The sequence below is a fragment of the Propionispira raffinosivorans DSM 20765 genome (assembly GCF_000381065.1).
GTDB lineage: Bacteria > Bacillota > Negativicutes > Selenomonadales > Selenomonadaceae > Propionispira > Propionispira raffinosivorans.
Window position 1 is genome coordinate 1 of sequence record NZ_KB905875.1, and the last position, 25,534, is coordinate 25,534.

Below are 25,534 nucleotides of genomic sequence, written 5' to 3' on the forward strand. Positions count from 1 at the left end.
TTATTGATGTATCGCGTTCACTCGGTCATGCCAGAGTATCAACGACACTTGACATCTATGGTCACGCTATTCCAGAAAACAAACAAGTAATTGCCGATGAAATTGCAAATGCTTTTTTAAAATAACAAAAGGATGTCTCATTTTATTGAGACATCCTTAATTTTTTATCATCGTTGCACACTCGTTGCACACTTTTATAAAATAAAAAACGCTCCCGAACCTCGGAAGCGGTGTATTCATTGGTGCGACTGCCGCGATTCGAACGCGGGACCCACGGCTTAGAAGGCCGTTGCTCTATCCAGCTGAGCTACAGACGCGATTTATGGTCGGAGCAGCAGGATTCGAACCTGCGGCCCCCTGGTCCCAAGCCAGGTGCTCTACCAAACTGAGCCATGCCCCGTCAACCACAAAGATTATTATATAGATTTACAGGACGTTTGTCAACATTTTTTTATTTTTATTTTCTCCTTGCAGTAAAAATGTTGTATCAAAAAAACAACTCACAAAATTCAATATCTTAGACTTTTACTTAATATCATATATCCCAGAGAAAACTTCGATTGCTGGTCCTGTCATCATCACGGATTCATTGGGCCTATACTCGATATGCAATGTCCCAAGCTTAACCTGAACATCTACTGTGTCTTCTGTAAAGCCATTCAAATAGGATGCAACCACTGAGGCGCAGCACCCCGTTCCACAGGCCAGTGTCGCACCAGCGCCACGTTCCCATGTTTTGACTTTTATTGTATGTTTATCTATGACTTGAACAAAGTTCACATTGGTGTTTTGAGGAAATTTATGATGTTTTTCAAGTTTCGGTCCCAATACACTGGGATCAATTGCCGTGATATCTGCGACAAAAAGCATCGTGTGCGGCACGCCCATCAAAACACTGGTAATTTTGTATTCCTGCCCCGCCACGTCTAAAATTTCATCAATCACTTGCCCCTTAGGACCAATCATCGGGATCTGATCACGTTCCAAAATCGGCTGTCCCATATCTATCGTAATTTGTTTTACTCTCTGGTCAGCAATTTGCAGGCTTGGCTTTATGATACCCGCTTTTGTTTCCACAGAAAAAGTCGTTTTTTTCAAAATATCATGTTCATAAAGATATTTGGCAAAGCAACGAATACCATTACCGCACATTTCAGCTTCACTGCCATCGATATTAAGAATCCTCATTTTTATATCAGCAATGGTTGATGGTAAAATGAGTAATATACCATCTCCACCAATTCCTGTATTCCGATCACATAAAATCTGCGCTAGCTTGACATAATCCTGCTGTGTATCAGCTAGCTGATTTAGTATGATAAAATCATTGCCTAGTCCATGCATTTTTGTAAAATTCATAAGTAACAGCCCTCTCGATAAGTTCTTGTTTACTTATTAGTATAGCAAGCTATATTTGCAATAAAAACAACAATAATGCTATTAATATTGTAAATATAGCTAAAAAGAAAAACAATCAAAATCGTATAGATCGACTTTGATTGTCATTCTTTTTAAATTTTATTATATTTTAAACAGGCCCAACTTGTATCTGCTGATAAATCCATTCGAGACATGGATCAATATGATTCTTATAGTCTTGAAAGGTCACTTCTTTTACCACATCAGGTTCAAAGGAAAGCTGCGTCTCATCTTCAATAAGTTTATAATACTGCGTCGAGTAACGTATCGCAAGACCTGAACTTGCCAAAGAGAGGTATTTGACTTCCCCATAACAATTCGGCTTGCCACCGGTGGCTTCACCGATGAAAATCGCCGCAGAATGATACTTTAGATAATAGACATTAAGCAGCGCCGAAGAAAAAGTATCCCTTCCCACAATGACAAATAAATGACCTTGTTGATTAAGCCGCTTAAATTTTTCCAGCCAATGGAGAAAATCTTTTAAAAGTTCCGAATTTCCACCACCATTATTCCGCAAATCGATAGCGAGGTACTGAATTGTCGGATTATCTTCAAGCCTCTTGATGAGCTTACTGGAAAAATATTCCACTGTATGTTCTGTCATGTTTTTACATTTATTGTAGTTAACATATAAAAATCCTTTATCTTCGGTCAAGTGACTCCAATAGTATTGATCCGGGTGTTGTCGATACAAAGGTAGTGCGACAATTTCCTGCTTCTGCTCTGTTAAAACATCCTGCCAATCTTCATACTTGATCGCATGTATCTGGCAATCGATTATTTTTTGCTGATCCGTTTCGACTTGAATGGTTACATGATGCAGATCATCAATGATACCCATCCCAAATAAAATATCTGTACAAATTAAATATTCCGGCAACTGTGCCAGCACAAAACTTTGATTTTCATGCGAAATTACCTGTTCCAGTCGTTTACAGATGGCGGCAGTTGTTTCACCATTAATTGCAATCAATTTTTGTCGCAGCAAGTTTTGGCAGGTCGGCATTGCCGCTACAACAAACAAACCTTCTTGAAAGCAATACACTTCGATGGGCAGCCTGTTATAGCGTGGTAAAACCACCGCAGTATGAGCATCACCAATTGTTGCGACAATTTTAGCAATTTCCATAACAATTGTGTGTATGCCCAGCCGCGCGCTTTTTTGTTTAAGTACATCAATGCGACTAAAAAACTCTTTTTTTGTTTGCTGAAAAAATAAATTTTTGTGACAGTTTAGTAAATCAACAGCTAGTTGTGTTAAATCGCTTTGCCAGTTTATAGGAGGCATAATCATCACCCTTCCGTCAGCAGTATACGATCATGCATACTTTTATTATGTGATTATCACATATAAGAATGACTGATTTTGACAACTGCATTATAGGTTTTGTTCAATACCAGAATGTCTGCTTGAATTCTTTTTTTCAAATCAGCATCTGAATATTTAAAACCAAATACAACTACGACATCAAAAATCAAATTAAACCCATTACAGCTTTTTGTTACTCTGAAATCATGCATATGGATACTTTCATCAATTTTTGCAATTACTTGTGCTACCGATTCTCGCATAAGGACTAGTTTGGGATTATCAATAATAATCGGGTCCATATGAATCGTCACTTCACAGCCGCAGCTTCTACGCAATTTATATTCGATACCATCAATCAGTTCATGCGCTTCCATCATATCCATAGAAGCTGGCACCTCAACATGTAATGAAACAAAGCGGCGTCCAGGTCCATAATCATGAACAATTAAATCATGCAGCCCCACAACGATAGGATTCGCATTGACAATCTGTTCAATGGCTTCAACAAAATCGGCATCCGGCGCCTGCCCCAATAAAGGCTGCAACGTATCTTTCGCTGTCATAATACCCGAATAAAAAACAAAAAGTGCTACACCAATTCCAGCAAATCCATCTACATTGATACCAGTAAAGTAGTAAACCCCCATTGCTATTAAAACGACAGTTGTCGCAACACAATCACTCAAACTGTCAACTGATGTAGCTTCCATTGCGGCTGATTTAATTCGTTTCCCAAGGTTTTTATTAAAAGCAGCCATCCAAAATTTCACTACAATTGACGCAAGCAAAATTCCGCCAGAAATAAAGTCCACGGTAATTTCTTCCGGCGAAAAAATCTTTTGCAGCGATGTACGAAACAGCTCTACGCCCACCAAAATAATTGCAATAGAAATAAATAAACCTGCTAAATATTCGATGCGGCCATGCCCAAAAGGGTGTTCAAAATCAGGCGGTTTTTCGGCCATTTTAAAACCCAAAAGCGTCACAACCGATGAACCTGCATCCGACAAATTGTTAAATGCATCTGCGACAATAGATACCGCGCCGCTCAATAGCCCTGCTATCAATTTGAATACAAATAGGAGGATATTGGCTATTATTCCCACGCTGCCTGCCAATATCCCATAACTTGCCCGAACTTTTGAATCATGAATCTGTTCATAATGCGGAACAAATTTTTTAATTAATGCCGTTGTCATATATAACTCCTTCAGTTTTTATCATTCACAATCTTTAATGTTTTGATTTCATCTAATAAAGAATTTATTTTTGCATCTTGATAAACCAGATGATCCATAATTATTTTAATTTCTACTTCTGCTTTTTTATTAATTTCATAATCTTGCTCCGCCATCAAGCGATCTTTTTCATTTTGCCGATTTTGGCTCATCATCACAACAGGACCCGTATAAGCCGCTTGAAAACTCAATGCTAAATTAAGCAAAATAAATGGATAGGGATCCCACGATACAAAAAAATCAGAATTGGTGCCTGCCATATAAACTAAATAAACATTAGCCCCCATCCAAATAAGTATAATAGCACTTTGAAAAATAATAAACGGCCAGCTTCCAACAATTTGCGCCACTTTATCAGCTACACGCTGCCCTCTGGTACCTTTTTTTTGAAATTCTTCATTTACATTACGAACAGCAGCATGCTCATGTTTATAGATTGCTGCCGGACCTTTTAAAGTATCCATATATTCTCCTTTTTTGCACCTACACGTTTTATTACGTTATGCTTTTATTTAGTTATCGGTTTATAAGCTAACGCTTCATCAATAAAAGATCTTGCCACTTTTTCAGAAATTTGTACCACAGTTTCTGGTGGTAAATTTTTCTTTTTAGTGAGTAAATCCGCGCGATACTTTTGGTATAAGAATTTTTGTTCATTGCAATTCGCTTCTAGCATCTGCAAAGCAGTCAAATCTGCCTCAGCAAGCTGTTCAAACAACTTTAATTGTGGAAGGCATTCCTCTTTATCTTGCTTTGGCAATTGGGTCTGTAAGTTTTCCGAGGCAGTTTTCATGTCAAAAAAATCTTGTTGCAATAGATTGATAGTAAAGGAGCAGTCTTGTCCCGTTTGTAATTTTTGAAACAAGGTATCCATGTGTTTTCTTACAGAGGGTGCATCCGCCAAGCCCACATGTGCCCAGCTATTTTCCATGCGCCTCGAATGGTAAGCAAAGAGTTCCATTGACTCTGCCTGTTTACCATATTGCGCTTTAATTGCCTGCTGCCATGCTTTATTATAGTCATATTGCTTTGGGTTCCATGCATAATCAGCTCCCGTTGCCAAGGTGATTTTCGATAAATTGGCATGTTCCATGGGATTCATAATAAACATCTGTAAGTTTGCTCCAGCCTTATCATCAATCCCCGTAATCGGCCCCAAGGCCAGTTTACTTTTTAGATAATCTGAAACTGGATAATTCCACCAAACAGCTACCTTACGTTTATAGATATCTTCCACCTGCTGCAAGGCCTCGCTTGATATGCCTTCACAGACAACGCCTTCGCCTGTATACATCACAACAATATCTTTCGATAGGTTCTTAGAAAAATACGCTGTATAGGACTTCACGTGATTATTTTGTATCATATCCGCTGTGTAGTATTCAGTTGGCACCGTGAGCAGCGGATTTATATTTTCATGTTTTTTCACAAAACGTTTATTCACTTCATTCAATACATAGGCTTGCTTTGCACCATCTTTATTTTTAATATCATCAAAATAAACCGCAAAACTATGCACTCCCATATTATAAAGTAATTCAAATTTATTCAGCAATAACTGCAAGTCCTGTTCTCCCGCTTTGCCATCAAAAACCATATTTAAACCCGGTGATAAAGCAAAAATAAAATCAACATGATTTTTTTCAGCAGCTGTAATAAGTTCTTGGAGTTGTTGCATTTCAACTTTCGGATATGGCTCACGCCATTTTTCGCGATGATATGGATCATCCTTTGGAGCATAAATATAAGTATTTATTTTCTGTTCTCCATAAAAACGGAACTGATCCAACCTGTCTTTTTGTGTCCACGGCTTCCCATAAAACCCTTCAATAACACCACGTTTCTTGATGATTGGATAATCGCAAATCTCTCCGTTTGGCACCTTTCCCGAAGACTTTGTCAAAAGCTGTGAAAATGTCTGCATTGCATAAAAAAGACCATCTTGATCGTTTCCAACTAAAGAAACCTGTTTTACCTTATCATTGATCAAGATTTTATAACCCTGTTCGGGGAAATCTTCCCCTATCTGCTGATGCGAAATATTTCCTGGCAATAAATCAAGTCGGGTACCCAAATAAATCGTAGGATATTCAATGTCTGCCTGTTTGCAGCCGTTCATACCATTTTCCTCTAGAATCTCGATAAAACGATTTTTCGTATCATCATCCACTGATTTTCCAAATACAAGCTGGACCGCTTTACCTAAGGTCAACGTTCCGTCTTGTATTATAAAAGACTGTGGTGATGGCTGCAAACTAAATGTTGTTTCCATGGCTTTTACATCTCCTGTCATAAAGAAAATACAAAGAACGAATAAACCGCCAGCGATAGATTTCCAATGCACTCGATGCACCTCCATTGTTGTTTTTCTATTTAAAATTTTACCATAAAATGAGTCTGTAAACTTGCTTTTTTGAAAAGAAAAAATGCCGACCTCATTGAGATCGGCATTTTTTATATAAATCTTATTTATTAAAGATATTTTTGATCGCTTGTTTATTCACATCTCGATTGAGTTGTGCTAAATAAGTTGTCAATTTAATATTTTTAGGACATACTTCAACGCAGTTTTGGCTATTACCACAACTCGTGATACCGCCTTTTTCCATCAATGCGTCCAAACGTTCTTCTTTATTAAACTTACCAATTGGATGTAAATTGAATAAATGTGCTTGAACGGTAGGTGCAGGTCCAATAAAGTCAGATTGTGTTCCAACATTAGGACATGCTTCCATGCAGCAACCGCAAGTCATGCAATGAGAAATTTCATAAGCTGTAGCAGCTGTTTTTGGGTTCTGAATTGGAGCATCTTTAACTTCCCATGAACCATCAACATTAACCCAGCCTTGAATGCGTTTGAGACTTTCAAACATTACAGCACGATCAATAAGAAGATCGCGAATAACAGGGAAAGTACGAGCTGGAGACAAACGAATCGGTTGTTCCAAATGATCAATAAGCGCTGCACAAGCCTGTTGAGCTTTGCCATTGATAACCATCATGCACGCACCGCATACTTTTTCCAAACAATTACATTCCCAAACAATTGGACGAGTTTTTTTACCGTCTTTTGTTACAGGATTTTTCTGAATTTCCATTAAAGAAGCAACAACATTTAATGCTGGACGATAAGGAACTTCAAATTCTTCTGTATAGGGAGCACTTGTAGGTGAATCTTGTCTTTCAATAATAAAATGAACTGTTTTTTTATCTGCCATTCTTATTTATCCTCCTTCTTAGCAACAGCGTAGTTACGAGGACGCGGTTTAACCAGTGAATGATCAAACTCAATATAGCTAATTTTTGGTTCACTCGTTCCTAAGTCAAAGTCAGCAATCGTAGTTTTCATGAAACGTTCATCATCACGTTGTGGGAATTCTGCTTTATAATGAGCACCACGGCTTTCATCGCGCATACGTGCAGATTTTGTTACAACAAGTGCATAAATGATCATATTACGAAGCTGTCTTATAAACATTGCTTCCTGATTTGCCCATCTGCTTGTATCCGTTACACCAATATTGTCCCAACGTGCAAGTATTTTCTTTACTTCATCGAAACAATAGTCAAGTTCTTTATTGACACGTACAATTGTAACGTATTTATTCATAAGATCGCCAAGTTCATGATGAAGTTCATGAGCGTTTTCTGTACCATCCATTTTAAGAATCGCTTCAAATTCATCAACACATTCTTGTTGTGCTTTTGCGAGATCTTCATCTGTAAGGTCAGAACCTCTTTCGCCTTCATATGCCCAACGCATAGCTTCCGGACCAGAAACTGTTCCTGAATAAGCTGCCGAAAGCAGGGAATTAGCACCTAAACGGTTTGCACCATGGTACTGATAGTCACATTCGCCCGAAGCCATAAGCCCTGGTACGTTTGTATTATGTTTCGGATCTACCCAGATACCACCCATTGAATAATGGACAGATGGATAAATCTGCATTGGAACTTTACGTGGATCATCACCAACAAATTCCGAATACATTTCCAAAATCCCGCCAAGTTTGCGTTCAAGATAATCTGCATCAATATGGGAAAGATCAAGATAAACTCTGTTTTCACCATTGATACCAAGGCCCTGATTTACGCAGACATCATAAATGGCACGAGACGCAACGTCACGTGGCACGAGATTACCATATGCAGGATACATTTCTTCAAGGAAATACCAAGGCTTACCATCTTTATAAGTCCATACACGGCCGCCTTCACCACGACAAGCTTCCGACATCAGACGATTTTTGTCTGTACCCGGAATAGCTGTTGGATGAATTTGAATAAATTCAGTATTCGCAAGATGCGCACCCTGCTGATACACAGCCGATACTGCTGAACCGTTACAAATTGTTGATGCTGTACATCTGCCAAATACCATACCTGGACCGCCAGTTGCCAGAATCGTTGTATCACCGCGAAATGCCTGGATTTCCATCGAGTTCATATTCTGAGCTACGATACCACGGCAAACGCCTTCTTTATTTTTTATAACTTTAATGAATTCCCAGAATTCATATTTTTTAACATTACCTTTAACTTCCCATTTACGAACCTGTTCATCCAAGGCGTAAAGAAGCTGCTGGCCTGTTGTAGAACCAGCGAAACATGTACGTTTATTCTTTTGTCCACCGAAGTTACGAAGATCCAAAACACCTTCTGCTGTACGTGTAAACGGTACACCCATACGGTCAAACATCTTAATAAGCTTAGGTGCTGCATCTGTCATGCCTTTAACAGCAGTCTGATCAGCTAAGAAGTCACCACCATATACGGTATCATCAAAATGTTCCCATATACTGTCGCCTTCACCTTTTGTATTCATGCAGGCATTAATCCCACCCTGGGCACATAATGAATGCGAACGTTTTACTGGACAATATGAGAATAAATCTACATCGCCACCAGCTTCACATATTTTCAGGGCAGCCATTAAACCGGATAAACCGCCACCTACAACAATAATTTTCTTTTTATCTTTCACGTAGGTCCTCTCCTTATTTCTAAGATTTTATGAATTCAATTATGCAAGATAGCTACTCATAAAGATTAATGTAATAACCGTTAAAAGAGCACATAATGCCATAGCGCATTTATTAACAACGGATTGCGCGCGAGGGCCTTTTGCAATACCCCAAGTCATTGTAAAGGTCGTTAAACCATTGCAGAAATGGAAAATCGCAGCAACCATACCTAATGTATAAAGTACAAATACGATAGGATTGCTAAAGTAACTTTGCAATAATTCATAACTGATTGGTGTACCGCCACCTTTGACCATGATACGAAGATAAACAACATGCCAGATCAAAAATGCAGCAACATACCATGCAGTCCATCTTTGCAGCGCAAACTGCCAATTACGTGTGTAACCATATTGGCTAGGATTGTTTTTCCCTTGTAATGCGATATAAGCACCATAAAGTCCATGAAATAAGAATGGGATTGCAAGCACGCAAATTTCTATTGGGAGCATAATATCATGCGGAATTGCAGCAAGTTCTGCAACAGCATCATTGAAAAGTTTTGGTCCACCCAAAACTTTTGCGTTAGTGATGACATGTTCTAAAAGGAAAAATCCGATTGGAACTATCCCACATAAGGAATGTAAACGACGAACATAAAAACTAGTGTGACTCATGCTTAAACCTCCTATATTTTTCTCTCCCCCTAAGGGGAAAAACTTTTATAACCTACGGTAAGGTGCTTGACCCATTTCGTAGAAATTATTACCTTCAGAATCAATGACAACAATTGCCGGAAAATCAACAACAGTAAGCGCAGCTACTGCTTCAGGACCAAGTTCAGGATAAGCGAGAACTTCGTATTTCTGTACTGATTTCGCAATTAAAGCAGCGGCTCCGCCAACTGCTGCAAAATATGTAACACCATGTTTTTTCATAGATTCAACAACTTCTGGTGTTCTAGAACCTTTACCAACCATCCCTTTAATTCCCTGATCAAGCATTGTAGGCGTGTAAGCATCCATACGACCAGATGTTGTAGGACCACAAGAACCAATTGGATCGCCAGGTTTTGCCGGTGTAGGACCAAGATAATAAACAATCTGATTATTCCAGTCTACTGGTAATTTTTCACCACGAGCTAATGCTTCGGTCATCACTTTATGAGCAGCATCACGAGCGCTGATAATTGTACCAGTAATCAATACACTGTCACCAGCTTTTAATTTACGGGACTGTTCTTCCATCAAAGGTGTAGTAATACGAATTTTTTCAGCCATTTTCTCTTCTCCTCCTATTATAATACACGTTCTGAGTGACGCATTGCATGACAGCAAATTGTTACAGCAACAGGCAAACCAGCGATATGTGTAGCACCCCATTCAATATTAACAGCAAGAGCTGATGTTGTCCCACCAAGTTGTGGTCCAATACCAGTTTTGTTAATAAGGTCTAACAATTCCAGTTCCAATTTTGCATAGTCAGGATGTGCGTTACGAACATTGGTCGGACGAATGAGGGCACGTTTGGACAATACTGCGGCTCTATCCATAGTACCACCGATGCCAACACCAACAACCATTGGCGGACAAGGATTACAGCTTGCATGTAAAATAATATCAAGCACAGCTTTTTTCACGCCTTCTACACCATCGGCTGGAACGAGCATTTTAATACCAGACTTATTTTCACTACCGAAACCCTTCGGTGCTAACTGAATTTTGATTTTATCACCATCAACGATTTTTGTATAAATAATCGCTGGTGTATTATTCTGGGTATTTTTACGATTAAACAAAGGTTCTTCCACTACGGATTTACGAAGATACCCTTCTGTATAGCCTTTTGCTACTCCAGCATTGATCGCATCCTCTAAACTACCGCCTTCAATATGAAGGTCTTGCCCAACTTCAACAAAAATAATAGCCATACCAGTGTCCTGGCAGATAGGTCTATCTTCTGCTTTGGCAATTTCAGCATTTTTGATAATTTGATCCAGAACATCTCTGCCGACCGGAGATTCTTCAGTTTCTCTGCCTTTTTTCAAAGCATCATACACGTCTCCCGGTAAATAATAAGCAGCTTCTTTACACATTTGCGCTACTTCTTCGGTAATCTTTTCTACTTGGATTGTACGCAATGTAAACCCTCCCAAAATATAATATATAATACACTCATAGGCTTCATAATACCACATTTTCCAAGTGCTTTCAACTTATTCTAAGCCCATATTGGAACGTTCAAAAAGATGAATCCTGTTCGTTTATGAAGCTGTCTACAAGAAATATTCATTCTCCAGACAATCCTTGACTTTTCGCTTAAAAGTAATATTCAAAAGTTATTAAACAATAAATACAAAACATACAAAAATATTTTTCTATTAATGAGATTAATATCCTTATTAGTGATCGATACGAAATATTCCTGCTAATCATAATTGTTTTTTATACGTAAATTATGAATTTAAGGTAAAAATAATACTTCAACTGTCACAACTTGTTTTTCAATACGTAATTTCATAAAAGAAGGTGCCCCAAAATAGGGCCGTGCCACACTGCCAGGATTTAAAACCAGTACATCACCATAGTATCTATTTTCAAGTATATGGGTATGACCATATATAGCAATATTTACAGCCTTCTGCTTTGCTGAATCCACTAACAAATGAGTATTTAATTTCACTTCATAGCGATGTCCATGCGTAAGCCAAAGCTTAAGACCATCTGCTTCAATAAATTCATCTACCTCAGCCTGAGGATTTGGCCAATCACAATTACCAGCAACAGCAATCGTCTGGATACCAGTCAAAGTTTTTAAAAATTCTGCATCTGTACAGCAATCACCAGCATGCAGCCATAGATCAACAACACCGATCTTTTTTACCGCTTTTTCAATTGCCTGATAGTCGCCATGACTATCGCTCATTACACCAATAATCATTTTATATAAACCGCCAATTTTTCCGCCATCCCTTTCAATGCTGCGCCGCGATGACTGATTTTGTTCTTTTCTTCAATGGTAATCTCAGCTAAAGTTTTTTTTAAATCTTCGATATAAAATAATGGATCATAACCAAACCCGTTTGTTCCTCGCTGCTTGTCCAAAATTGTGCCTTCACAGCAACCATCGCAAGTCAGTACTTCACCATTTGTGTCAACGAAAGCTAAAGCACAACGAAATCTGGCACTTGTATGATGAGCCTGCACTTTTTTAAGTTCAGCTAAAAGCTTTGCATTATTCGCTGCATCATCCCCGTGAATACCGGCATATCTAGCCGAATATACACCAGGAGCACCATCTAAAGCATCCACTTCTAAGCCCGAATCATCCGCCAAACAGGCAAGTCCTGTGTATTTAGCATAAAAGTGTGCTTTCATGACTGCATTCTCCTGAAAAGTCTTTCCCGTTTCAACGGCATCGGGAACATCCTTAAATTTCGCGAGTGATATGACTTCTATATTCATTGCCGCAAAAGCTTTCATAAACTCTTTGATCTTACCTTGATTTTTTGAAGCAATAACAATCTCTTTCATGGCTCGCGGCCCACACGCCAAACAAGTTCGCCGCCTAAAACATCTTTTTGGTAAGAAATTAAATCATTGATTCCCTGCTCCGCTTTTTCTAAAAGTTCATTGAGTTCGCTGCGTGAAAAAGGCCTGCCTTCGCCCGTTCCCTGCACTTCAATAAATTCACCATTGCCAGTCATCACGACGTTCATATCTACAACCGCCTGTGAATCTTCTTCGTAACATAAGTCAAGCAGCGTTGTATTTTCTTTGGTAACACCAACACTAACCGCCGCCAAAAAATCTTTCACGGGAAATGCTTTGCCCGGATTGTAAACTGTTTCCAGTGCCTCTACCAATGCCACAAAAGCACCCGTAATTGATGCAGTCCTCGTCCCACCATCAGCCTGAATAACATCACAATCAATCATAATCGTGCGTTCCCCGAGTGCTTTCATATCAATCACACTGCGCAAAGACCGACCAATGAGACGCTGAATCTCATGTGTCCTGCCAGTAACTCTGCCACGCATGGATTCACGAGGATTACGCGTCTGTGTAGAACTTGGCAATAATGAATACTCAGCCGTTACCCAGCCTTCTCCGCTGCCTTTCAAAAAATTTGGAACTCTTTCTTCGATCGTCGCCGCACAAATCACCTTTGTGTTACCTACTTCTATTAATACGGAACCCGCCGGATGTTTTAAATAATGTCTTGTAATTTTAACCTTGCGCATCTCATCAACTGTACGTCCATCTAATCTTTTCATCTGAATCCCCCGAACTGTATTGAATGTTTGTTTACTCATTTTCATTTTATAACGTCATACAAAAAGTATCAATTAAAATCGTTATCAAATTAACGAAAATACCATTATTTTTTTCTAAGTCTGGAGCAACACCTTATATTTTTTTGTTTTTTCCAGAACCAGACACAAATAAGAAGGGATAGATTCTATCCCTTCTATAAAAATACGGTTTGATTATCAGCCTTGATACTGTTTAAAATTCTTAATAATAACGATTGGTGTTTTCTGTGATGCATTACCAAATGGATTATCAATCAACAGATGTGCCACTTTATCACCATCTACTCCATCTGTAACCCCAACAATACGTGAGCGTTTCAAATCATTAACATCTGCGATGACCGCACCAAAGCAGCCTAAACGTTCTTGAAGTTTCTTCACTACCGCTTGCGGATCTTTCGGACCGTATACGATGTACTTATCAAATGGCGGCATGGTCCCCGTCACATCATCGATCAAGGCTGCTTGTTCACCACCAAATTTATAGAACACACCATTTTGACCAATTATTTTTGCTAAAAATCCAAGGATTAAAGCAAACGTCACACGCCATTTCCCTTCAATATCCATCAAAGACTGCATGCCATGTGGACTGGCAAGACTTCCGTAATCCGGGATAAACCGGCAAAGCAGCTGAGCCACACGTGAGATCGTCAAATCTTCAGGTCTGACAATACGACCTTGTGTGATTGCTACAACACTTTCGGCTACAGAAATAACATCATTTTCGCCGATTTTCGCTCCTGCATATTTTTCAACTATATCAATAATATCATCTTTATCTGTTAAGATGCGCGTTGGCACCGGAATAATTTCAAGATCCGCCATGATTCATCGCTCCTTCTATTTTGCTAAAGTAACACCGACAAGTTTTGCAATATCCTCGGCTTTTAAAACAATGCGTTTTTTAGTAATAGCCCAAGGCTTACGTGCTGCATATTGATAAACAAGATCAACCGGTAAATCGACCATATCAACCAGTGCTTCTTTAAGATCAGCTGTTTTACGAGCTGTAATCTTGATTTTAACCCATACATAGATAGATTCCTTGCGTTGAATCAGGACCGCTTCAAAATAATCATCTTCACGCGGCGCCCCATCTAATTCTGCTTTTGCTTCAACCTTTACACCATCAAATTGTTCATAAGGCAGCAAACTTCTCACATAACAATCCATAATGGTCCCGCATTGTGTGCCAATATTGGCAAATTCTACTTTCGTACTGACCGTTACACTGTCTTTTGTTAATTCATCCACAACAAATGGAGTATGTGCATCCGTCCGCACATCAATAATAGCATCCCCTTCACGTAGGAGAAATAATTTTACGAATAGGACGAGTACTATAACAATTCCAATTAAACCATATAAAAATTCCACGATAGTGCCTCCAAAAATTTTTTAGTCATCGACTCTGTCAATAATTTCCCAGATCAATGCATTTAAATTCTGCTTTATTCGTATTCAAGAATAAACTCACCAATTCCCAAATCAAAAATTCCGATTGGTGCATTGTTATCAATTGCACCACCTCCTCATAAAACTTGCTAGTAAAAATCTCGATAAAACCACTAACTTAATTATACTCAATGCTAGCGTCATTTCAAAATTTTATTTCAAAACAGCCTGAAGTTTTGTATAGTATTTTTCTGGTAACCGCGTGATTTTGCCAGTTTTCTTATTTGTAAATACATTTTGTGTATGCCCTTCAACCAAAACAGCACCATCGGCTGAACGAATGATTTTATAATCAAAAGCCATTTTAGCCTGCGTAAGTGCCGTTGGTATCGTTTCAATGACAAGAACATCATCGAATTTCCCTGGCAACAAATATTTACAATTCACCTCAGTAATTGGAAAAACATACCCATCATTCATTAATTCAGCTAACGTAATACCTGCTTCACGCAAAAACTCAACACGTCCGATCTCAAACCAACGAATATAATTCGCATGATGCACAACCGCCATCGCATCTGTATCATAAAAATTCACTTTGATTGTTGTTTGTGTTGTCAAACTGCATCCTCCTGACTTATCTATCAGGCGTTCTAGGCAAAAATAAAAAGGCCCTCACAAAAATGATCCAAACACATTTTGTAACAGTCTTTTCTACTAGGCCATTCTACCTGATGCATTATCACATAACTTATAGACTAAAACAATTGATGGGTAAAGTCAAGAACTTCTCTCTATACTAAAATGATTTTTGCCGCTTCGCAGCTCCAGCTATAAAAAAAACAACGACCGCTTAAATATGACTTAATCTTTTTTGTTTACAATTTTCGCATAAAGCAATATAGGTTCCCACAGAGCCAACTTCAACAATATCGTCTTTCGTATTGCTGTCAAGGCGGAAAGAATACATCGCTTCTTCGCCACAATCCACACACACAGCATGTAACTTTTCAACATACTTCGCTTTGCAGGCAAGTTTCGCCACAATCGGCCACGGTTCTCCCGAAGCATATAGATCTAAACCAGCAACAATAATCCGTTTTCCTTGTAATATAAGCTGATCAAGGATAGGCAATAAAGATTCATCAAAAAACTGTACTTCATCGATACCTACTACATCATATTGCATTTTACTTACATAATTCAGTATTTCTTCCGGTTTATCAATGTTCACTGCTTCAATTGATCCAGGAATTTTATTAATAATTTTATGAAAAAAAGATCCTTTGCCGATATCATATTTTGCTTCTGCTAAGGACTTTAACATAAACTGTTTCACTTTATTATTTTCATGTGTCATCACACGAGACAGTTCATACCGATTATCCATCATCGGTTTAAATAAAATATAACGTTGACTAGCGATTTGGCAGCGTTTCAATCGGCGAATCAACTCTTCTGATTTACCACAATACATGCTGCCAAAAATCAGCTCGTACCACCCAACCATAAATCCACCTCTGCTTTCTATATGTTTTAAAACAAAAAACTATGTCCTTATTACTTAAATTATTTTATCATATTTGTACTATAAAGACAAAAAACAATTGGAATATGGCACACACAATTTAATTTCATCCTAATATTTTCCCATCATAATGGATTATGTCTCTTGTTTGTTTCTAAACCGCCAGCTTCCATTTTATCAATCACGAATTCACGTAAAAGATTTAAGTGCGTAGCCATAAACCAATGAGCACTAATAACATTTCCTTCATTAATAGCACGCGCAATTTTATGATGATAAAACACCGTGTTCTTATCTCGCAGGGTATCTAACGTTATTTCAATATTCTTCGAAACTGAAGAATGCAGAATGTACATAAGTTGACCAATAACACGATTTCCACTTGCTTCTGCAATCATCTGGTGGAATCGACAATCCGCATCTGCATAAGGTTCCCCCCTCCGAATGAGCGATTCAATATTTCGGGGACTCTCCGCTATTTCTTTACGTTGTTGAGACGTAGCATTGACTGCTGCCAGCTCAGCTGTATGAGGTTCAAACATTAAACGAACCTCTAACATATCAAGCGCAAGACGATGATCATCATAAATAAAATTGAGGCCGAGAGGGTCCTCTGGTATGCCTTTTTTATGTGATATAAATGTCCCGGCCCCTTGCCGAATCTCTAATATATTTCGCGCAACAAGCAATTTAACAGCCTCTCTTAACGTCCCCCGACTAACTTCGAACCAAGTCAGGAACTCCTCTTCTGTCGGAAGCTGATTTCCCGGGAGCATTTTATTGCTTATGATAAAACGAATAATCTCTTCCGATGTTTTTTCTACGCGTGTCGGATTCTTTTTCTCTGCCATAAAAATCTCCCTTTATAAAATCCATTTTCACAAATGGTTTTCTTTATTCTTTTCTACTCCAAATTATAACGTATTGTATCATGAAAGGTAAAGGTCTTATACTCATAATACGAATCCGATCAATTCAATAAAAATGAATAAAACGCCCACGATAACATCATACGAATTTTCCTTTTATTTTTCTTACAAAACATCTATTTACATATTTTTTATAAAATATTTTTATTTTAATTATTAATTATTTTTATTTTATAATTAATAATATTTATTTTAACCCTATTTAAATAATATTGAATATATTCATAATTTCCTTTAAATTCAGCACAATATTCAATATTATTAAGATTATTTTAATTATTAAATAAATTCTGACTATTAAACAATTAATACGTCTTATTGTTTGATAAATATCAGTCATTGACTTTCTTTAAGCATATTAATATAATAAAATCAATAAATTCATCATATGAATTTTAGTTTTAGGGGGAATATGTTATGAAAAAAGTATGTAAAGATTGGGTCACTAACGCCTTTGATGACAACCTCGTAAATTCCAGTTATTGGCAAGAATTCGAAGAAAATGCCAAGGCTGCTTCCGCCGAAATTATTCATGCAAAAGATCTTCAAGCTGCGCAAACAGCCATATCAGATCTAATCACTACCCTGAACGTTAATAAAATCATCGCTACCAATGACGAAACGTCGCCAGAGCTCACAACATTATATAAAAATATTGAACTGATGGGGTCAGAAATATATACAAATAAATTTGATATCGCCGAGCACGCCCCGACTGCTGATCTTGGCATTTCTATGGCTGAGTTCGGTATAGGCGAAACCGGCAGCGTCTGTGTTGATACTTATTCTTATGAGGCTCGCGTTGTTGGCATGCTGCCACCCAGTCACATCATAATACTCAATGCAAACCATACCGTCAAAAATGTCACAACAGCCTTTCAAATTATTTCCCGTGTGTTTAACCGAGGTTACATGGGCTTTATCACTGGGCCAAGCCGTACCGCAGATATCGAACGCGTCCTGAGCCTTGGAGTTCACGGCCCAAGCCGCTTTTTCATTATCGCTGTCGATGAAATGCCAAATAGGAGGGTACACTGATGTCCGCACAGAATAAAAATCTTCACAAAGAAATCAAAGAAAAACTTAATAATAATGTTATGCAGACAGCACTTTCGCGTTTCGCCGACCAATATCCAGAAGCTCGCCTTAAAGCCTATGCGAATGTTGATAATATTGAAGACCTACGAGATGCTTTACGTGATATGAAACGCAAAACCGTTGATAATATTGAGCAGATTGCCAATGAATTTGAGACCTCCATAAAAGAACGCGGCGGACAACTGTACCGAGCCAAAGATGGTGATGATCTTAAACAACACCTCCTACAAATCTGTCTTGAAAACAATGTTCACCGGATTGTAAAGTCTAAATCCATGGCCACAGAAGAAATCCACCTCAATAAGTACCTAGAACAACATGACCTCCATGTCCGTGAGACCGATCTTGGTGAATGGATGCTTTCCGTTGCAGGACAGAAGCCTTCTCACATGGTAATGCCAGCCATTCATCTGGACCGCAACCAATGCGCGGAATTCTTCTCCGAAGCACTCGACGAAACCATCCCTAGTGATATTCCTTTTATGATACAAACAGCCCGGCGAGTATTGCGCGAAGAATTTCTGCATGCAGACATGGGTATCACAGGTGCAAACTTCGGGATCGCCGAAAACGGTGCTATCGGTCTAGTGACAAATGAAGGCAATGCGCGCATTGTCACTACCCTTCCACGCATACATGTTGTTATCATAGGCTACGAAAAACTCATCCCCCAAATTAAAGATGCAGCCAAAATTCTACGACTCTTACCTCGAAACGGAACCTGTCAGCGTATGACTAGCTATATGACAATGGTTGATGGCCCAACACCTGTCATATATAAAAAAGGAGATCAATGGGTTGAAGAGGATCGTAAACTCTACATCATTTTACTTGACAACGGTCGTTTGAAAGCAGCACATGACCCGAAGCTCAAAGAAGTTTATCAGTGCGTCCGTTGTGCTTCCTGTCTCAATGTTTGTCCCATTTGGACCCTTGTCGGCGGACACGTTTACGGGAATATATACTCTGGAGGCATTGGTGCTATCCTGACAGGTCTCCTAAACAGCCTAGACGATTTCTCAAAATTCAGTGATCTCTGCATTGGCTGCCGTAAGTGCGAGTCGATTTGTCCGGGCAAGATTCCCATCCCAGATCTCATTGATGAGCTGCGATCTCGTGCCGTCCAAGAAAAAGGACTGAACCTTCCAGAAAAAGCTGTCTTCCAAAATGTCCTTTCCAACCGCAAAGTATTCCACACCCTGTTGCGCATTGCCTCTGTAGCACAAAAACCAGTTCAGTCCGGGAAATTCATTCGCCATTTGCCGCTCTTTTTTGCTGGCATGACGAAAGACCGCAGTTTGCCTGCCCTCGCTGCAGAACCATTTCGTGACCGTACCTCACGCCTCTTTAAGAAAAATCCAGAAAAACCGACTATGCGTGCCGCTTTCTTCAGTGGCTGCAATCTAGACTTCGTATTTCCTGATACAAGCGAATCCGTCGTCAAGGTCTTACAAGACCTTGGTATTGAGGTGGTTTTCCCCGAAGGACAGAACTGCTGTGGAAAACCAGTATTAGGGATGGGTGATCGCGATACTGGCTGTAAAATAGCTAAAAAGAACATAGAAGTATTTGAAGCAGCTAATGTTGACATCATCATCAGTGCTTGTCCAACCTGTGCCGAAACTCTTCATAAGACTTATGTAGAGCTCTTTCAAAATGATTCCGAGTGGCTTGCCCGCGCACAAGCGATGGCGGCAAAAGTCCATGAATTCACTAGTTTTGTCGCGGATGAATACAAAAAAGCTGGTCGTTTAAGCCCAGCCAAAGGAAAAACAACACACATGATCACATATCACGATTCTTGCCACATGAAGCGCGGACTCGGTATATTCACGCAGCCACGTGCCCTGATTAAGTCAACTGCTGGTTATGAATTCACCGAAATGAAAAACTGTGACAAATGTTGCGGTATGGCAGGTGCTTTCGGCATCAAATACAGCGAGATTTCACTCCCCTTGCTCGATGAGAAAATCTCCAACATTAAAGATACAGGTGCCGACACCGTCGCGGTCGCTTGCCCAGCCTGCATGATGCAGCTTCGCGGTGGGCTTGATCAACAAGCACCAAATATTCAGGTCAAACACATCGCTGACATTCTTGCAGAAAATCTACCCGTATAATATATCTCACTTTACTACGCAGATGGTTTAACGAAATGTCTGCGTAGTAAAGTAAATAACATCATTGTTTACATAACATTTGCCACCGCTTAAATTGATTGAATTTTTGGAAAACATACTATTTTACAATATTTAAATTCTTAACTTACATATGGAAAGGAATGATTTTCTTTGTTTATTATCGCACTTTCCCCTATTATTTGGCTTGTCGTCGCTCTTAGTATACTAAAAATATCGAGCCACAAAGCCTGCCCGATTGCGCTAGTGTTCGCTTCTTCAGCAGCACTTTTTATCTACCACATGCCCCTGGTCAATGCAGCTACTGCCATGCTTGAAGGAATCGCCCTTGCCTGCTGGCCTATCTTATTGGTTATCATCGCTGCAATTTTCACTTATAACTTGTCAATCCATACAAAAAGTATGGATATCATAAAAAAAATGCTCACTTCGGTAAGCACAGATCGCCGCATCATAGTGTTACTCATCAGCTGGGGATTTGGCGCTTTTCTTGAAGGTATGGCCGGTTTTGGCACCGCCATTGCTATACCGGCTAGCATGTTAGTTGGCATCGGCATAAATCCAATGCTTGCAGCACTAGTATGCCTCATCGCAAATTCTGTGCCGACAGCATATGGTTCTATTGGTATTCCCCTGGTAACCCTCGGGCAAATTACTGACATTGCGCCATTACAACTGGCAAAATACGTCAGTCTACAACTAGCTCCGCTTAACCTGCTCTGTCCTTTTCTTATCGTAATTGCTACCGGACAATCCATTCGTGCACTCAAAGGAGTATTTTTTCTCACTTTCATCGCAGGCATTAGTTTTCTTATTCCCGAAATGCTCGTCTCCTTTTTCATGGGACCGGAGCTAGCAGTCGTTGCAGCCTCAATCTGCACAATGACTGCCATCATCATCTGTGCAAAAACATTAAAGGTCACGGATGACACATACCGAATGGATATAAACAAAGTGCCTGTTCCCTTTAAAAAAGGTCTTTTAGCCTGCCTCCCCTTTATCCTTATCTTTATATTTCTTCTCACTACATCAAAGCTCATCCCTGCAATCAACCAACCACTAAACCTCATCAAAACTTCCGTGCTTATATATAGTGGTGCCGACGCCTCACCTTATACATTCACCTGGCTTGCCACACCGGGAGTACTGATTCTGCTTGCCTCCTTCATCGGTGGGCGAGTACAATCTGCATCTTTCGGAGAAATGTTCCTGGTTCTATCCAAAACAATTATTAGCCTGCGCAACACAATCATTACAATCATCACAATTATAGCTACAGCCAAAGTCATGGGATACAGCGGCATGACACATGAAATCGCTGAAACAGCTGTCAATACAACCGGCATCTTCTATCCAGCCATCGCTCCCTTCATCGGCTCAGTCGGCACATTCATCACTGGTTCAGCAACATCAAGCAGTGTTCTTTTTGGAAAACTGCAAACAGCTTCCGCCTCCGCAATTTATGCAAATGCAAGTTGGATAGCAGCTTCCAATGCAACTGGAGCCTGTGCCGGAAAAATGATTTCACCTCAAAATATCGCTATCGCTACCGCAGCAATTGCCAGTAATGGGCGTGACAGCGAATTGTTAAAGTCTGCAGCCAAGTATTACGTCTCTTTCATCATTCTCATGGGTTGTATTGTCTATTTCGGTCAGATTTTTATTCATTAAAACACTCTACATACTCATCGGACTTACACCGACGAGTAAACGCCTATTCTGGGTACACAAAAACACCCCAGAGATTTTTTCAAATCACTAGGGTGCACCGTTCCTTCTAACTCCGCGTTGGTGACCAACTCATTGTCTCCATAATCAACCGAACTGCATCGGAAAAACCTTGTCGATAATATACGTCCATTCCGCTCATCATCATACAATTATATTCATCATCAAGTTGTTCCAAGGTTTCCTGCAAATCCAAGGGCAATGCACTTTTGATTTTGTCCTGATACGCAAGGACTTTTTCGCTAGCATGAAAATATTCACTAGAATATTTTCTTAAATCTAAGCCAACCAAATTTTCATGTTCCTTCGTGGCAGCCAACGAATCAAATACATTTTTTATCATCATTTATATCCCCCATCCTCATTCTGCAAGGGGTTTCTCCATTGTAATCCAATAAAGGAACCCACCCTACAGTTTGTTTCAGGGGAAATCAAAAAAGCGCATGCGCGGGTTTATTCAACCTACACATGCGCTTTGCTATATCTTAATTGCATGCAGACGCTAAGCTCCTGTCAAAACTTCAATCACATCATACCGAACAAACCATCTCCCTTGTCACCAAAGGAAAATAACGGTATAATAAATTGTCGTCGTAGACAGCTAGCTGTTACGTGTAGGTGCTGGTTCACCTGCTCGTGCCTAAGAGTGCTACAACACTCTTGGGACACGGCGACTTTTTTAATTTCCACCCTATTTCTAATTATATTACACTTCGTAACGATTGCAAGTAAAAATAGACTGAAACATGATTTTTTTATTGTAAAAATCATGTTTTTTTGTGGTTTTAGGAGATAGTACCTGCGTATAATATACTATAAATCTATTATATTGAAATTCAGAAAGCGGATTCTTTTTCTTATAATATCACCTTGTATGGACAAAAAAAAGACACCTTACCATTGTTTTCCTGCTTCATCAACACGTGTAAAAATATTTGTTTATTTGCATTTTCATGTGTAATAATATGTGTTATAGTTAACTATAAGAAGGATGACATGAAGTCAATTGTGCAGGTGACCACCACCAGTTTAAGCATCCAAGCAAAAAGGGCGTGTCACGCACACATCCCCGAAAAGACATTCCGCAGGCTGCTCACAAGCGAATACAAGAACAGGCCGGAGTCAAATTTTCTTGACGCTTCGCCTTTCTCCTTATCTATTATTGGAGGTTGATAACAATGAAAGACACGTATACGTTCCCTGCTCTATTTGAAATCGCTGATGATGGTATTTCTATCTTTTTTCCTGATCTCCCCGGGTGCCTACCATCTGCAGCCACAATGGAAGAAGCCTTTAAAAACGCAAAAGAGGCACTCCAATTCCAACTGTATAGCATGGAAGAAGATGACGAAGAAATCCCAGATTCCTCAAGCCCTATCAAAATTAAGCAAAATCCAGGTCAAGTACTTGTTATGATTGATGCCTGGATGCCACCTTTCCGTGAAAAAATGCTCAACAAGTCCATGAATAAGACTGTGACCATCCCCCGCTGGCTGGATATTCTCGCCCGTAAGGAAAAAGTAAACTATTCCCACCTATTGCAGACTTCACTCAAGCAATATTTAGGCGTAGAAGACAGCTCATCAAAACATTTTTCAGTATAATAAAATGAAGACTGATAGCATCGTCAAAAATGAAAACATGATTATTTTAATTGACAAGCTTGATAAGGTCGATGCAGAACGCTTTATTTCCTTAATCATCAGAGAACCTTTTGATTATACGAAATGGCAGCATGATCATTTTAGTGACGATATAAGTATTAGAGATCTTAGTAAAAAGACAATGATTGCAATCCGCTAAATATAAATATAAAAAAGCCGCCCCTGCGTCAACAGTGAAGCTTCACCCAAAGGCTATGTGATATGTGGAGCTCATTAAATAATATGATTTCAACTTAGTAGAAGACAGTTCATCGTTAGTACCATGTGTGCTTCTCTTACGGAAATTTCTGTAATTAATTATCCCACAACAGATGCAGCATAATAGAAAGGATTGATTTTTATGAAAAAAAGTGCACATTCTCCATCAAGTTCCGATGCAAATAATACTTCTATTGTAAGCAAGAATAACATTACTATCGAGAAAAAAATAGCCGCGGCTTCCGCTCGTCTAATGCAACGAAATCAAAAAGCCTATAGGGAACTTGCAAACAAATGAGTGACATCAAACAAACTATACAAATTATTTTAAGAGATGTCCTTTCTTTCCATGAAGAAATGGAAAGAATTTTTACTATGGATAAAGGAATTCTTGACCATAACTTACTTGAATCAGCTATAAATAACCCTTTTGCAACATATGATGGGAAAGATTTATATCCTAGTATCTTTGATAAAGCCGCGCGTTTATGTTTCGGCTTAGCCAAAAATCATGGTTTTCGTGATGGCAATAAAAGAACCGCCGTACACAGTATGCTTGTTTATTTACTGGTTAATGATTTTGAAATTAATTATACTCAAAAAGAACTTGAAAACATAGCTATCAATGTTGCTTCGGGAAAAATGAGCAGTGAAGAACTTGCCCTATGGTTAGAAGAACGCTCTACCTCCATTGATATTAATAAATTTTTATCTGATGGTACTATAGCTGACACAATTATCGAGAAATGAAAAAACCGCTCAAAGGCGGTAAATATCTTTTAAATATGACTATTTTTTATTATACAGTTGAAAAAAGTCATTAAAAAACAAATCAGTTTTTAAACGAGTTTATGTTGAATGCGGTACATTAGTTTGGAATGATGGGGAAATTGATATTGCTCCCGAAAATTTATATAAAAATAGCTATGCCTCTGAATTAAATACATCGACGATATGAAAGTCTAATTTCAATAAAAAAGCCACTCCTGCACTAACAAGAACGGCTAAAAACAATATAAGGGGCATGACTTATGAATTGCTTTATGTGCAAAGGTCATTTAGAAAACAACGGCACAACTTTTATGGTTGATTTGGGCAATTGCATTGTAATTATTAAGAACGTTCCTTCACAAGTATGTTCACAATGCGACGAAGTTTCTTATAGTAACGTAGTCACCAAACAGATTGAAAAAATGGTCAATATGTTTCGGTCTTCACTTACTGAAATAGCTATAATTAATTATCCCATAACAGAACGTAACATAATAAAAGATATGTGTCTTGTTTTAAAACTACGATATGTCCATATGGATTAGTAACTTTCCATCTAACCTCTACTGTATATTACGGTACGGCAGTACCGTGGTTCCGGAGAAGCGGAAACCGCTTGTCCGGAACAGGAAACCGATGTTCTAGCGGTGTGAGCCGCCTGTCCGGAGCCGCGGGAGCCGATACCGAAGATTACTCTGTTAAATCTTTATCCAAGCCATAAATCTCTCTCATAGAAATATCTTTCGAGGGATCCAAGCTTTCGATATTGATTTTATATGCATCATGGACGATGCGGTCCAGAATGGCGTCAGCCAAAGGGCTGCTATCACC

26 protein-coding genes, 2 tRNA genes and 2 pseudogenes are annotated in these 25,534 nt (G+C 39.0%); 8 read left to right on the top strand and 22 right to left on the bottom strand.

The window, feature by feature from the left end; translation table 11 throughout:
* Positions 1-240: 240 nt before the first annotated feature.
* The 20 genes from F606_RS0118750 to F606_RS0118850 all read right to left on the bottom strand — a co-directional run bounded on the left by F606_RS0118750 (position 241) and on the right by F606_RS0118850 (position 17,028).
* A tRNA-Arg gene (locus F606_RS0118750) sits at positions 241-317 on the bottom strand.
* Positions 318-323: 6 nt separating this feature from the next.
* Positions 324-400, bottom strand: a tRNA-Pro gene (locus F606_RS0118755).
* A gap of 125 nt (positions 401-525) precedes the next feature.
* Positions 526-1,359: a diaminopimelate epimerase gene (gene dapF, locus F606_RS0118760; RefSeq protein ID WP_019555425.1), complete on the bottom strand. Its 834-nt coding sequence runs from the start codon at positions 1,357-1,359 to the stop codon at positions 526-528.
* Between the two features lie 169 nt (positions 1,360-1,528).
* Positions 1,529-2,551, bottom strand: coding sequence for a S41 family peptidase (locus F606_RS0118765; protein WP_211210110.1), 1,023 nt, complete (start codon positions 2,549-2,551; stop codon positions 1,529-1,531).
* 215 nt (positions 2,552-2,766) lie between these two features.
* On the bottom strand, positions 2,767-3,933 hold the full coding sequence (locus F606_RS0118770) for a cation diffusion facilitator family transporter (RefSeq protein WP_019555427.1): 1,167 nt from the start codon (positions 3,931-3,933) through the stop codon (positions 2,767-2,769).
* 11 nt (positions 3,934-3,944) lie between these two features.
* Positions 3,945-4,436: a DUF1003 domain-containing protein gene (locus tag F606_RS0118775; protein ID WP_019555428.1), complete on the bottom strand. Its 492-nt coding sequence runs from the start codon at positions 4,434-4,436 to the stop codon at positions 3,945-3,947.
* A 44-nt stretch (positions 4,437-4,480) separates the two neighbouring features.
* Positions 4,481-6,316: a glycoside hydrolase family 84 protein gene (locus tag F606_RS21700; protein ID WP_019555429.1), complete on the bottom strand. Its 1,836-nt coding sequence runs from the start codon at positions 6,314-6,316 to the stop codon at positions 4,481-4,483.
* A gap of 121 nt (positions 6,317-6,437) precedes the next feature.
* Positions 6,438-7,190, bottom strand: coding sequence for a succinate dehydrogenase iron-sulfur subunit (gene sdhB / locus F606_RS0118785; RefSeq protein WP_019555430.1), 753 nt, complete (start codon positions 7,188-7,190; stop codon positions 6,438-6,440).
* A gap of 2 nt (positions 7,191-7,192) precedes the next feature.
* Positions 7,193-8,905 (bottom strand): succinate dehydrogenase flavoprotein subunit, encoded by a 1,713-nt coding sequence (sdhA, locus tag F606_RS0118790; protein WP_051083375.1) that lies wholly within the window; start codon positions 8,903-8,905, stop codon positions 7,193-7,195.
* Between the two features lie 90 nt (positions 8,906-8,995).
* A complete protein-coding gene (locus F606_RS0118795) occupies positions 8,996-9,613 on the bottom strand; it encodes a succinate dehydrogenase/fumarate reductase transmembrane subunit (protein WP_019555432.1) in 618 nt (205 codons plus the stop codon).
* Positions 9,614-9,658: 45 nt separating this feature from the next.
* Positions 9,659-10,216, bottom strand: a complete 558-nt coding sequence (locus F606_RS0118800) for a Fe-S-containing hydro-lyase (RefSeq protein ID WP_019555433.1) — start codon at positions 10,214-10,216, stop codon at positions 9,659-9,661.
* A 17-nt stretch (positions 10,217-10,233) separates the two neighbouring features.
* The gene (locus tag F606_RS0118805) at positions 10,234-11,076 is read right to left on the bottom strand and encodes a fumarate hydratase (RefSeq protein WP_019555434.1); all 843 of its coding nucleotides are present in this window, start codon (positions 11,074-11,076) and stop codon (positions 10,234-10,236) included.
* Positions 11,077-11,399: 323 nt separating this feature from the next.
* Entirely contained in the window at positions 11,400-11,876 is a 477-nt protein-coding gene (locus tag F606_RS0118810; protein WP_019555435.1) for a metallophosphoesterase family protein, read from the bottom strand.
* Positions 11,873-12,469: an XTP/dITP diphosphatase gene (locus F606_RS0118815; protein ID WP_019555436.1), complete on the bottom strand. Its 597-nt coding sequence runs from the start codon at positions 12,467-12,469 to the stop codon at positions 11,873-11,875. The genes F606_RS0118810 and F606_RS0118815 overlap by 4 nt, the downstream gene beginning before the upstream one ends.
* Positions 12,466-13,212 carry a ribonuclease PH gene (rph, locus tag F606_RS0118820; protein ID WP_019555437.1) on the bottom strand — a complete coding sequence of 249 codons (747 nt, stop codon included), beginning with the start codon at positions 13,210-13,212 and terminating at the stop codon, positions 12,466-12,468. The genes F606_RS0118815 and rph overlap by 4 nt, the downstream gene beginning before the upstream one ends.
* Positions 13,213-13,428: 216 nt before the next feature.
* Positions 13,429-14,079: a coenzyme F420-0:L-glutamate ligase gene (locus tag F606_RS0118825; protein WP_019555438.1), complete on the bottom strand. Its 651-nt coding sequence runs from the start codon at positions 14,077-14,079 to the stop codon at positions 13,429-13,431.
* Positions 14,080-14,094: 15 nt separating this feature from the next.
* On the bottom strand, positions 14,095-14,631 hold the full coding sequence (locus tag F606_RS0118830) for a hypothetical protein (protein ID WP_019555439.1): 537 nt from the start codon (positions 14,629-14,631) through the stop codon (positions 14,095-14,097).
* Positions 14,632-14,862: 231 nt separating this feature from the next.
* Positions 14,863-15,270 (bottom strand): acyl-CoA thioesterase, encoded by a 408-nt coding sequence (locus F606_RS0118840; protein ID WP_019555441.1) that lies wholly within the window; start codon positions 15,268-15,270, stop codon positions 14,863-14,865.
* A gap of 232 nt (positions 15,271-15,502) precedes the next feature.
* The gene (locus tag F606_RS0118845; protein ID WP_019555442.1) at positions 15,503-16,159 is read right to left on the bottom strand and encodes a thymidine kinase; all 657 of its coding nucleotides are present in this window, start codon (positions 16,157-16,159) and stop codon (positions 15,503-15,505) included.
* A 143-nt stretch (positions 16,160-16,302) separates the two neighbouring features.
* Positions 16,303-17,028: a FadR/GntR family transcriptional regulator gene (locus F606_RS0118850; protein ID WP_019555443.1), complete on the bottom strand. Its 726-nt coding sequence runs from the start codon at positions 17,026-17,028 to the stop codon at positions 16,303-16,305.
* Between the two features lie 495 nt (positions 17,029-17,523).
* Here F606_RS0118850 and F606_RS0118855 point away from each other — a divergent pair, with 495 nt between their 5' ends.
* The 3 genes from F606_RS0118855 (at position 17,524) to F606_RS0118865 (ending at position 22,013) form a co-directional block, all read left to right on the top strand.
* The gene (locus F606_RS0118855; RefSeq protein WP_019555444.1) at positions 17,524-18,144 is read left to right on the top strand and encodes a LutC/YkgG family protein; all 621 of its coding nucleotides are present in this window, start codon (positions 17,524-17,526) and stop codon (positions 18,142-18,144) included.
* Entirely contained in the window at positions 18,144-20,324 is a 2,181-nt protein-coding gene (gene ldhH, locus F606_RS0118860) for an L-lactate dehydrogenase (quinone) large subunit LdhH (protein ID WP_019555445.1), read from the top strand. Before F606_RS0118855 ends, ldhH begins: the two co-directional genes overlap by 1 nt.
* 171 nt (positions 20,325-20,495) lie before the next feature.
* Positions 20,496-22,013: an L-lactate permease gene (locus tag F606_RS0118865; protein ID WP_019555446.1), complete on the top strand. Its 1,518-nt coding sequence runs from the start codon at positions 20,496-20,498 to the stop codon at positions 22,011-22,013.
* 106 nt (positions 22,014-22,119) lie between these two features.
* On the opposite strand, the gene F606_RS0118870 is transcribed toward F606_RS0118865, so the two are convergent.
* A complete protein-coding gene (locus tag F606_RS0118870) occupies positions 22,120-22,416 on the bottom strand; it encodes a hypothetical protein (protein ID WP_019555447.1) in 297 nt (98 codons plus the stop codon).
* A gap of 676 nt (positions 22,417-23,092) precedes the next feature.
* Here F606_RS0118870 and F606_RS23760 point away from each other — a divergent pair.
* The 5 genes and pseudogenes from F606_RS23760 to F606_RS21705 all read left to right on the top strand — a co-directional run.
* A pseudogene (locus F606_RS23760) lies at positions 23,093-23,206 on the top strand (type II toxin-antitoxin system HicA family toxin); the annotation flags it as partial.
* A 42-nt stretch (positions 23,207-23,248) separates the two neighbouring features.
* A complete protein-coding gene (locus tag F606_RS0118875; protein ID WP_019555449.1) occupies positions 23,249-23,674 on the top strand; it encodes a type II toxin-antitoxin system HicB family antitoxin in 426 nt (141 codons plus the stop codon).
* 4 nt (positions 23,675-23,678) lie between these two features.
* Positions 23,679-23,873, top strand: coding sequence for a hypothetical protein (locus tag F606_RS0118880; protein ID WP_019555450.1), 195 nt, complete (start codon positions 23,679-23,681; stop codon positions 23,871-23,873).
* A 353-nt stretch (positions 23,874-24,226) separates the two neighbouring features.
* Positions 24,227-24,682: a type II toxin-antitoxin system death-on-curing family toxin gene (locus tag F606_RS0118890; RefSeq protein ID WP_019555452.1), complete on the top strand. Its 456-nt coding sequence runs from the start codon at positions 24,227-24,229 to the stop codon at positions 24,680-24,682.
* A 293-nt stretch (positions 24,683-24,975) separates the two neighbouring features.
* Entirely contained in the window at positions 24,976-25,248 is a 273-nt protein-coding gene (locus F606_RS21705; RefSeq protein ID WP_281166786.1) for a type II toxin-antitoxin system MqsA family antitoxin, read from the top strand.
* A gap of 145 nt (positions 25,249-25,393) precedes the next feature.
* Here F606_RS21705 and F606_RS24065 read toward each other — a convergent pair.
* Positions 25,394-25,534: pseudogene (locus tag F606_RS24065) on the bottom strand (AAA family ATPase); the annotation flags it as partial.